General features: G+C 63.6%; 9 protein-coding genes and 1 tRNA gene. 8 read left to right on the top strand and 2 right to left on the bottom strand.

Going from position 1 to position 10,526, the window contains the following annotated elements; all coding sequences use genetic code 11:
- Together VKZ87_RS03995 and VKZ87_RS03990 are read left to right on the top strand one after the other, a co-directional pair.
- Nucleotides 1-1,113, top strand: a 1,113-nt coding sequence (locus VKZ87_RS03995; protein WP_324219956.1) for an amidase, incomplete at its 5' end; no start/stop codon positions are given.
- On the top strand, nucleotides 1,110-2,576 hold the full coding sequence (locus VKZ87_RS03990) for an NAD(P)H-hydrate dehydratase (RefSeq protein WP_324219955.1): 1,467 nt from the start codon (nucleotides 1,110-1,112) through the stop codon (nucleotides 2,574-2,576). The genes VKZ87_RS03995 and VKZ87_RS03990, both read left to right, overlap by 4 nt.
- Here VKZ87_RS03990 and VKZ87_RS03985 read toward each other — a convergent pair.
- Both VKZ87_RS03985 and VKZ87_RS03980 read right to left on the bottom strand, forming a co-directional pair.
- Nucleotides 2,536-4,260 (bottom strand): SulP family inorganic anion transporter, encoded by a 1,725-nt coding sequence (locus VKZ87_RS03985; RefSeq protein WP_324219954.1) that lies wholly within the window; start codon nucleotides 4,258-4,260, stop codon nucleotides 2,536-2,538. The two genes, VKZ87_RS03990 and VKZ87_RS03985, sit on opposite strands and share 41 nt — an antisense overlap.
- 16 nt (nucleotides 4,261-4,276) lie before the next feature.
- Nucleotides 4,277-4,546, bottom strand: a complete 270-nt coding sequence (locus VKZ87_RS03980; RefSeq protein ID WP_324219953.1) for a helix-turn-helix transcriptional regulator — start codon at nucleotides 4,544-4,546, stop codon at nucleotides 4,277-4,279.
- Nucleotides 4,547-4,739: 193 nt separating this feature from the next.
- Here VKZ87_RS03980 and VKZ87_RS03975 point away from each other — a divergent pair, with 193 nt between their 5' ends.
- From VKZ87_RS03975 to VKZ87_RS03950, 6 genes are all read left to right on the top strand, one after another.
- Nucleotides 4,740-5,444 (top strand): hypothetical protein, encoded by a 705-nt coding sequence (locus VKZ87_RS03975; protein ID WP_324219952.1) that lies wholly within the window; start codon nucleotides 4,740-4,742, stop codon nucleotides 5,442-5,444.
- An 88-nt stretch (nucleotides 5,445-5,532) separates the two neighbouring features.
- Nucleotides 5,533-5,617, top strand: a tRNA-Leu gene (locus VKZ87_RS03970).
- A gap of 70 nt (nucleotides 5,618-5,687) precedes the next feature.
- Entirely contained in the window at nucleotides 5,688-7,010 is a 1,323-nt protein-coding gene (tig, locus tag VKZ87_RS03965; RefSeq protein WP_324219951.1) for a trigger factor, read from the top strand.
- 154 nt (nucleotides 7,011-7,164) lie between these two features.
- Entirely contained in the window at nucleotides 7,165-7,791 is a 627-nt protein-coding gene (clpP, locus tag VKZ87_RS03960) for an ATP-dependent Clp endopeptidase proteolytic subunit ClpP (protein ID WP_324219957.1), read from the top strand.
- A gap of 229 nt (nucleotides 7,792-8,020) precedes the next feature.
- The gene (clpX, locus tag VKZ87_RS03955) at nucleotides 8,021-9,283 is read left to right on the top strand and encodes an ATP-dependent Clp protease ATP-binding subunit ClpX (protein WP_324219950.1); all 1,263 of its coding nucleotides are present in this window, start codon (nucleotides 8,021-8,023) and stop codon (nucleotides 9,281-9,283) included.
- A gap of 320 nt (nucleotides 9,284-9,603) precedes the next feature.
- Nucleotides 9,604-10,526 (top strand): LON peptidase substrate-binding domain-containing protein (locus tag VKZ87_RS03950; RefSeq protein WP_324219949.1); only part of this gene is annotated, 923 nt, incomplete at its 3' end.

Raw genomic sequence — 10,526 nt, 5'->3', positions numbered from 1 at the left:
GATCCCGATCAGCCCTGGGATGTTGACGCGCCAGTGACGGCGCGGCTGCGCGAGGCCGGCTGCATCCTGCTGGGCAAGACCACAACGCCCGAGTTCGGCTGGAAGGGCGTGACGGACTCGCCGCTCACCGGCATCACGCGCAATCCCTGGGATCTGGACAAGACGCCCGGTGGCTCATCCGGCGGCGCTTCCGCCCAGGTGGCTGCCGGTTTGGGGGTACTGGCGGTGGGGACGGATGGCGGCGGCTCGATCCGGATCCCGGCCGGGTTCACGGGTATTGTCGGCCTGAAGCCGAGTTTCGGCCGCGTGCCGGCGGCGCCGCTCAGTCCGTTCGGCACTGTTGCCCATCTCGGGCCCATGACGCGAACGGTGCGCGACTGTGCGCTGATGCTGCAGGAAATGGCGAAACCGGATGCAAGGGACTGGTTCAGCCTGCCGTACCAGGACATTGACTACACGGCCAGTCTCGGTGCCGGAGTGAAGGGGCTGAAGATCGCCTTTAGCCCGACGCTGGGATTTGCCAAGGTCGATCCGGAAATTGCCGCTGCCGTTGCCACGGCGGCAAAGCTGTTTGCCGAGCTGGGCGCGCAGGTGGAAGAAACCGATCCGGGCTTTTCCGATCCGGTCGAGCTCTTCCATATCCACTGGTTCTCCGGCGCCTATAACGCCGCCATGAGCCTGTCGGACGAGAAGCTTGCGCTGCTGGATCCCGGTCTGCTCCGGACGTATCAGGACGGTGCCGCCATTCCGCTGAAGACCTATCTGCAGGCAGCCACCGCCCGCTCTGCACTCGGTGTGACGATGAAGCAGTTCCATGAACGCTATGACCTGCTGCTGACGCCCAGTCTGGCCGTCCTGCCATTCGAGGCCGGCCGTCTGGCGCCCGCCGAGATGGGCAACTCTTACTGGACTGCCTGGACGCCGTTCACCTATCCCTTCAACCTTACGCAGCAGCCGGCGATTTCGATCCCCTGCGGCTTTTCGCAATCCGGCCTGCCGATCGGCCTGCAACTGGTCGGGCCGATGCATCGCGAGGATCTGGTGCTGCGCGCTGCCGCCGCTTATGAAGCCGCAACGGACTGGCATCGGAAACACCCCCCGATCGACTCATGAGCGACAACGCCGCATTGCTGACTGTTGCAGAGATGGCCGAGGCGGACCGCCTTGCCATCGCGGGAGGCACGCCCGGTATCGACCTGATGGAAGCCGCCGGCGCGGCCGTCGCGGCCGCCGTGCAGCAGTATTATCCGACTGGCAATGTCCTTGTGCTCTGCGGTCCGGGCAACAATGGGGGGGACGGGTTCGTGGCGGCACGCCTGCTGGCAGAGGCCGGGCGTCATGTCGCCCTGGCGCTGCTGGGCGATCGCGACAGCCTCAGGGGCGATGCTGCGCTGGCGGCGCAGCGCTGGCGGGGAATGGTCCTGCCAGCCGTGGATGTGACGTTCGAGACGGCGGACATCATCGTCGATGCCCTGTTCGGTGCTGGCCTGAACAAGGCTCTGTCAGGACACGCCAGGGCTTTGGTTGATGCACTCAACGCCTCCGGCAAGCCGGTGGTTTCGGTGGATCTGCCCAGCGGCGTGAATGGCGACGACGGACAGCCGCACGGCACCGCGGTCAGGGCAAGCCACACCGTGACTTTCTTCCGGTCCAAGCCCGGGCACCTGCTTCTGCCTGGCAGGAGTCTCTGCGGCCGGCTGCAGATCAGGGATATCGGTATTCCGGCGCGGGTGCTGAAACAGATACGCCCCCGGCAGTGGCAGAACGATCCTGCTCTCTGGCACGCTGTCCTGCCGGTGCCCGGCGTCGGCGGCCACAAATACAGCCGCGGGCATGTGCTGGTGCGCGGTGGTGCGCTCACCGGTGCGGCGAGCCTCGCGGCCCATGCAGCAGCACGGATCGGAGCCGGTCTGGTCACCCTTGCGGCGCCCCGGGATGCAGTGGCCCATGGTGCGCCGGCAGCGGTGATGCGGGCTACCTGCGAGGGGACGCCGGACTGGCGGCGCCTTACTGCTGATCCGCGCCGGAACGTGCTTCTGCTCGGGCCGGGCAACGGTGCCGGCGAGGCCACGCGGCAGGCCGTCCTGCACAGTCTGCGCCTCAATCGGCCTGTCGTGCTCGACGCCGACGCGCTTAACGTGTTTGGCGGGCGAAGCGAGGACCTGTTTGCGGCCTCCCATACCCAGGTGGTGCTGACGCCGCATGATGGCGAGTTCAGCCGGTTATTTCCCGACCTGAAGACCGCCGGGAAGCTGGAGCGCGCGCGACAGGCGGCGCGGCGCGGCGGTGCGGTGCTGGTATTGAAGGGGGCCGACACGGTGATCGCCGCGCCGGATGGCCGTGCGGCGATCAATGCCAACGCGCCCCCTCATCTGGCGACAGCAGGAGCCGGCGATGTGCTCGCCGGGTTCTGCGCCGGCCTGATGGCCCAGGGCATGCCGCCATTCGAGGCCGCCTGTGCGGCCGTCTGGCTGCATGGCGTCGCAGCGGAGGAGGCGGGCCCGGGCCTGATTGCCGACGATCTTCCCGATGCGGTCAGGCGCCCGCTGGCGACGCTGCGCCGACAGGTGTCCTGAGATCGTCCAGGGCGGCTTCGATCGAGCGCTTGTACCGGACCAGCGGCGGGTGCACGCCATGGGTCCACAGCACATGCCGGACATGCTTGGGGGCGCCGGTCAGGATCAGCGTCACGCCGCCCTGACGCGCCTTGCGTGCAACGCCCGCGATGGTGTTGGCGGCCGTTGAATCAAGGAACGGCACCGACGAGAAATCGAGGATGAAGGTCTTTGGCCGGTCGGCAATGCGATCGAGTACGGCGCCCACGGTGGATGCCGCGCCGAAGAAGAACGCGCCGGATATCCGGTAGATCAGCAGGTCCGGATCGGTGGACAGGGCAGGGTCGTAGGGACGGCGGTCGCCGTTCGCGTCGTCGGCCTTATCCTCCGGTACATACGGCACGTGGTTGTCCACTGTGGTGGCCTGCGCCATGCGGTTCAGGAACAGCAGCGTGCCAAGGCCGAAACCGACCAGAATGCCCTCCGTCAGGTCGCGGAAGATGGTGAGCAGAAAGGTGGCGAGCAGCACCGCCGCATCACCCCAGGAGGAGCGGATCAGCGTGGCGAAGGCATGCTTCTCCGCCATGTTCCAGGCCACCACGGCCAGCACGCCAGCGAGCGCCGCCAGAGGGATGTAGCTGGCCAGCGGCGCGGCAATCAGCATGAACAGCAATACGAAAACCGCGTGCAGCATGCCGGCGATAGGGCCCCGGGCGCCGGCGCGCACGTTGGTGGCGGTGCGGGCTATGGTGCCGGTGACGCAGATGCCGCCGAACAGGGCCGAGCCGATATTCGCCGCGCCTTGGGCCACCAGTTCGCAGTTCGAGCGATGGCGCCGGCCGGTCATGCCGTCGGCGACAATGGCCGAGAGCAGGGATTCGATGGCGCCGAGCAGGGTGAAAGCGATGGCGTCGGGGAGGACGGCCCGTGCCTGCTCGAGCGAGAAGGCCGGCATGGAGGGCAGCGGCAGGGTGCGGGGGATGCCGCCGAATTTGCTGCCGATGGTCTCTACCGGCAGATTGAGCAAACCGGTAAGGGCAGCGGCCAGACCTACCGCGATGAGCATCCCGGGCCAGTGCGGCCGCCACCGCTTCAGGCCGACGATCACGCCGATGGTCAGCAGGGCCAGGGCCAAGGCAGTCGGTGTGAAGGTCGGCAGGGCTTCGATGATGGCAACCAGCTTGGGCAGCAGTTCTCCCGGCTCTTTGCCGGCAAAGGTCAGGCCCAGCAGGTCTCGGATCTGGCTGGCGAAGATGATCACGGCGATGCCGGCGGTAAAGCCCACAGTCACCGGATAGGGAATGAATTTCACATAGGTACCCAGTCGGAGAAAGCCGCCCACCATCAGCATGACGCCCGCCATCATGGTGGCCAGGATCAGGCCATCGACGCCGTGACGCTCCGCCGTGGCGGCCACCAGCACGATGAAGGCTCCGGCTGGTCCGCCGATCTGGAAGCGGCTGCCGCCCAGGGCCGAGACGAGGAAACCGCCGACGATCGCCGTGTACAGGCCGCGGTCGGGCGTGACGCCCGATGCGATGGCGATGGCCATCGACAGCGGGATGGCGACGATTGCCACCGTCAGGCCGGCCAGCGCATCGGCGCGCAGGCCGCTCAGGCCATAACCTTCACGAAGGACGGTCAGCAGCTTGGGCGTGAAGAGTTCGGCGAAGGTGGGGGCTGGATGGGTAGAGGGGGAGGCCATAGGCGCAGTCTCTGCATCAGTTGCCCTGAGGCGACCCCAGCGTGGCCCGGAGGCGGACACCACGTCCGCCGCTGTTGCTGGGGGTGTTCTCGGCGATCAGTTCGATACCGGCGGCTTCCAAGGCGGCGACCAGCTTCATGAGGGAGTCGACATTGCCGCGCACCACGCCGTCGCTTGCTTCCATGCGCTGGATCGTTGGCAGTGACAGGCCGGACAATTCGGCCAGTTTGCGCTGGTCGATCCCAATCAGGGCGCGGGCCGCCCGCATCTGCGCTCCGGTGATCATGTTTGAACCTTAATTTAGATACCTGAGATCATAATAAAGATGTATATAGTAGTCAATATGATGTTTTAAACATCAAAAACCAAGTTGTAGATTGTGCTTTCGCAGAGTGGCTGGATTTGCGCTCGATCAGTTTTAACCTTCCGATAGGCTGCTATGCGTTATGCAGGCAGGAGCAGAATTGAGAGACCCCCTGATGATCCGTGTTTTTATCGGTTACAGCCGCGCGGCCCCGGTCGCTTCCAGCGTTGCGGCTCTGAGCATCAATCGACGCGCCTCCCAGCCGGTCGCCATCACCCACCTGGCGCTGAACCAGCTGCAGGGCATCTATACGCGTCCGCGCCACGAACTGCAGTCCACCGACTTTTCGTTCTCCCGCTTCCTTACGCCCTATCTGTGCGGCTTCGAGGGCTGGGCGATCTTCATGGACGACGACATGCTTGTGGTCGACGACATCGCCAAGCTCTGGGCCCTGCGCGACGACCGCTTCGCCGTGCAGGTGGTCAAGCACAATCACGTCCCCAAGGAGGACGTGAAATTCCTCGGCAAGACGCAGACCAGATATGAGAAAAAGAACTGGTCCAGCGTGATGCTGTTCAACTGCGCCAAATGCACGGCGCTGACGCCTGATTACGTCAACTCCGCAAGCGGACTGGAACTGCACCAGTTCAAATGGCTCGGCAATGACGACCTGATCGGTGAAATTCCGCATCGCTGGAACCACCTGGCCGACTACGATCCTTACGAAAAGGACGTTTCCATCATCCATTACACGATCGGCGGCCCGTACTATGACGATTTCCGGAATTGCAGCTACAGCGCGGAATGGCTGGCCGAGCGCGAGATGCTGAACCACTGCGACCAAAACACGGCAAAAAAGCCTGTAAAAACAGCCGTTTAATCGGCCGGAGTAAAACCGGCCAAAAGCCTCGCGCCGTCCCGGTGAGCATGCTATAGACTGCGCCGCCGCGCCCGGATCGGTGCGGGACGCGGGCGTGGTGGAACTGGTAGACACGCAGGATTTAGGTTCCTGTGCCGCAAGGCGTGTGGGTTCAAGTCCCTCCGCCCGCACCAACCCGGCCCGCCGATGCTGCTGCCCTGTGGCGGCGCGACAGAGATTCTAATCGAGAGACAGGTATTGGTCATGCAGATCCAGGAAATCAGCGCCTCCGGCCTGAAGCGCGAGTACAAGGTGGTCATCAACGCAGCCGCGCTGGAGAGCACCGTCAACGAGAAGCTGGAGACGCTGCGCAGCCGCGTGAACATGCCCGGTTTCCGTCCGGGCAAGGCGCCGGCTGCCCTGATCAAGAAGCAGTATGGCCGCGCCCTGCTGGGCGAGGCGATGGAAGAGTCCGTCAATTCGGCCCTGCAGAAGACCATCGAAGACAACAAGTTGCGCCCGGCGATGCAGCCGAAGGTCGACTTCTCGAATTTCGAGGAGGGCAAGGATTTCGAATGCACCATCGCCATCGAGGTGCTGCCCGACATCGAGCCCGGCGACTTCAAGGCGATCAAGCTGGAGCGCCTCGTGGTCGAGCCGACCGAAGCCGAGGTCGAGGAATTCGTGAAGCGCCTGGCGGATCAGCAGAAGACCTATGAGAAGGTCGATCGTGCTTCCGAGAAAGGCGATCAGGTAGTGATCGATTTCGTCGGCAGCGTCGACGGCGTGAAGTTCGAGGGCGGTTCCGCCAGCGATTATCCCCTGGTGCTGGGTTCCAACTCCTTCATCCCGGGCTTCGAGGACCAGCTGGTCGGCCTGAAGGCAGGCGACGAGAAGACCGTCAGTGTCACCTTCCCCGAGGCCTACGGCAACGCCGAACTGGCAGGCAAGCCGGCGGAGTTCGCCTGCACGGTGAAGGAAGTCCGCGGCGGCCAGGCCGTTACGGTGGATGACGAATTCGCCAAGCGCTTCGGCCTGAGCTCGGCCCAAGAACTGCGCGACAACATCAAGCGCGACCTCGGCCAGGAATACAAGGCCATCGCGCGTCTCAGGATGAAGCGCGGCCTGCTGGACCAACTCGCCGAGACGCATGACTTCCCGGTACCGGAAGGCATGGTGGAGATGGAATTCAACCAGATCTGGAGCGAAGTGACGGCCGATCGTGCACGCTTCGAGACCGAGCTGGCAGAAGAGAAGAAGACCGAGGACGAGCTGAAGGCGGAGTACCGCAAGATCGCCGAGCGCCGTATCCGCCTCGGCCTGCTGCTGTCGGAAGTCGGCCGGCAGAACAACATCGAGGTCAAGCAGGAAGAGATCACCCGCGCCATGATCGAGCAGGCGCGCCGCTTCCCCGGTCAGGAGCGCCAGGTGATGGAGTATTTCCAGAAGAACCCGGAAGCCGCCAACAGCCTGCGGGCGCCGATCTTCGAGGACAAGGTCGTCGATTTCATCATCGAGATGGCCGATGTGACCGAGAAGACGGTCACCAAGGAAGAGCTGCAGAAGGAAGCCGAGGCGGTCGCCTGATCGCCGGTACCCGATTTATCGGAAGGACGCCGGGTTCACCCCGGCGTTTTTCTTTTGACACGGGTAAGACGCGGACCGGCCATTGCCGGAAGCACCGCACTGCGTCACATTAGGGCTACTAGGTTTCGTATTTTCAGGGCGCGTCATGGACAAGATGGTCGACACGTATATGAACATGCTGGTCCCGATCGTGGTCGAGCAGACCAACCGGGGCGAACGCTCCTATGACATTTATTCGCGCCTGCTCAAGGAGCGGATCATCTTCATGGTCGGGCCGGTCAATGACGCGGTGGCCTCGCTGGTGACGGCGCAGCTCCTGTTCCTTGAAGCCGAAAACCCGAACAAGGAAATTTCCTTTTATATCAATAGCCCAGGTGGCGTAGTTACTTCGGGACTCGCGATTTACGATACAATGCAATACATCCGGCCGAAGATTGCCACGCTGTGCATCGGTCAGGCTGCCTCCATGGGCTCGCTGCTGCTGGCGGCGGGCTCGCCCGGCATGCGCTATGCGCTGCCCAATTCGAGGGTCATGATCCACCAGCCTTCGGGCGGCTTCCAGGGGCAGGCTGCCGATATCGAGATACACGCCAAGGAAATCCTGGACCTGCGGGCCCGGCTGAATGCGATCTATGCCAAGCATACCGGCCAGGATGTGGCGACCATCGAGTCCGCCATGGAGCGCGACCGCTTCATGACGCCGGAAGAGGCAAAGGCGTTCGGGCTGGTCGACGAGGTGGTGGCGCGCCGCCCCGAACAAGACACAGCCCGGAAGAGCTGAGCCGGCGAACCGGTCCGGCAGAACTCTGCAGAAAAAAGCCTTTTTCTCCGGCTACTTGTCCGGCCATAGCGGGCGCCATACATGGTGCCCCGGCAGGCATTAGTTACGGTCTTTTCACCGTTCCGAGGCAGGCTATCTCCGTTGTGCCCGCAACGGGGCTTCCTTATGATAACGATTCGATGGAATAGGGCCTGCGTCGCCCGGCGCCGGCCCGCTCAGTGGAGTAGGTATGACCAAATTGAGCGGTGGTGACTCCAAGAACACGCTGTACTGCTCCTTCTGCGGCAAGAGCCAGCACGAGGTCCGGAAACTGATTGCCGGCCCGACCGTGTTCATCTGCGACGAATGCGTCGAGCTCTGCATGGATATCATCCGTGAAGAGCACAAGTCCGCTCTGGTCAAAACCCGGGACGGCGTCCCCAGCCCGCAGGAAATCTGCCGGGTGCTGGACGACTACGTGATCGGCCAGAACCATGCGAAGAAGGTTCTGTCGGTCGCGGTCCATAACCACTACAAGCGTATCGGCCACAGCGGCAAGAACAACGATGTCGAGCTGGCCAAGTCGAACATCCTGCTGATCGGCCCGACCGGCTGCGGCAAGACGCTGCTGGCTCAGACCCTGGCGCGCATTCTCGAAGTGCCGTTCACCATGGCTGACGCCACCACGCTGACCGAAGCGGGGTATGTGGGCGAGGATGTCGAGAACATCATTCTGAAGCTGCTGCAGTCCGCCGACTACAACGTCGAGCGCGCACAGCGCGGCATCGTCTATATTGACGAGGTCGACAAGATCAGCCGCAAGTCGGACAACCCCTCAATCACCCGCGATGTCTCGGGCGAGGGCGTGCAGCAGGCACTGCTGAAGATCATGGAGGGCACGGTTGCCTCCGTGCCGCCCCAGGGCGGGCGCAAGCATCCGCAGCAGGAATTCCTGCAGGTCGACACCACCAACATCCTGTTCATCTGCGGCGGTGCCTTTGCCGGCCTGGAGAAGATCATCGCCGGCCGGGGCAAGGGCACCTCGATCGGCTTTGGCGCTGACGTCCGCGGCCCGGACGACCGCCGGGCGGGCGAGATCCTCGCCGAGGTGGAGCCGGACGATCTGCTCAAGTTCGGCCTGATCCCGGAATTCATCGGCCGTCTGCCGGTCATTGCCACCCTGCATGACCTGGACGAAGCGGCGCTGGTCGACATCCTGACCAAGCCGAAGAACGCCCTGATCAAGCAGTATCAGCGTCTGTTCGAGATGGAAGACGTCAAGCTGACCTTCTCGGATGAAGCGGTGGCCGCCGTCGCCCGCAAGGCGATTGCCCGCAAGACCGGGGCCCGCGGCCTGCGCTCGATCCTGGAGGCCATCCTGCTGGATCCGATGTTCGACCTGCCGAACATGAACGGCGTGGAAGAGGTTGTAATCTCGCCCGACGTCGTCGAAGGACGCGCCAAGCCCTTGCTGATCTATGCTGATCGCAAGCAGGAGGATGTCAGCGCCTGAAGCGCTGCTTCAACGTATAGCCCTGCGGTCCACCCCTAGTGGTGGGCCGCAGTTCCACCTTTGAGAAGAGACTCGTGGAAGCCGCAGAGCAGGTGCGCCCCGCGCCAGTGGCGGTCGCGCCGTGCTGCCCGTGGCAGCGGAGCCGAACAGGCGCCTGCCAGAGTGATCGCCGACTCGGCGGGCCGCGCCGCCGTTCCCTCTGTTGCAGGACCGTGGCTTGACGGGGCTTCCCGGAATTCCCATCTTAACTCTCGTCAGGCGGCGAGGAAGCTTTATATCCGAAGCATCCCGGCTTCCGCCCACCAGGAACCAAGACCCGCATGTTTACATCACCGCGCGCCCAGATTTTCCCCGTCCTGCCCCTGCGGGACATCGTCGTTTTTCCGCACATGATCGTGCCGCTCTTCGTGGGCCGCGAGAAGTCCGTTCGTGCCCTGGAAGATGTGATGAAGGACGACAAGCAGATCCTGCTGGTCGCCCAGAAGAATGCCGGCCAGGACAACCCGAGCGCTGAGGACATCCACAGCGTCGGGACCATCGCGTCGGTTCTGCAGCTTTTGCGTCTGCCGGACGGCACCGTGAAGGTGCTGGTGGAGGGCAGCCAGCGCGCCCGGATCATCAAGTTCACCGACAACCAGGATTTCTTCCAGGTCGAGGCGGAAGTGATCCCCGACGAAGCAGGCGAGGGGCGTGAGATCGAGGCCCTGTCGCGGTCGGTGATCAACCAGTTCGAGCAGTATGTGAAGCTCAACCGCAAGATTCCGCCGGAGGTCCTGGTATCGCTCAATCAGATCGATGATGCCTCGAAGCTGGCCGACACGGTCGCCTCCCATCTGACCATCAAGATCACCGACAAGCAGGATCTGCTTGAAATCGCCAATGTCGTCGAGCGCCTTGAGCGCGTCTACGCCATGATGGAAGGCGAGATCGGCGTCCTGCAGGTCGAGAAGAAGATCCGTTCGCGCGTGAAGCGCCAGATGGAGAAGACGCAGCGCGAGTATTATCTGAACGAGCAGCTGAAGGCGATCCAGAAGGAGCTGGGCGAGGGCGAGGAAGGCCGCGACGAGGTGGCCGAAATCGAACAGCGCATCAAGAAGACCCGGCTTTCGAAGGAGGCCCGTGAAAAGGCGCAGGCCGAGGTCAAGAAGCTGCGCTCGATGAGCCCGATGTCGGCCGAAGCCACTGTGATCCGGAACTATCTCGACTGGCTGCTGTCGATCCCGTGGCAGAAGCGCTCAAAGAT

Source organism: Ferrovibrio sp., from assembly GCF_035304305.1.
Lineage (GTDB): Bacteria > Pseudomonadota > Alphaproteobacteria > Ferrovibrionales > Ferrovibrionaceae > Ferrovibrio.
Note: the sequence above shows the minus strand (reverse complement) of the source record. Positions and strands in the feature narration are given on the sequence as shown.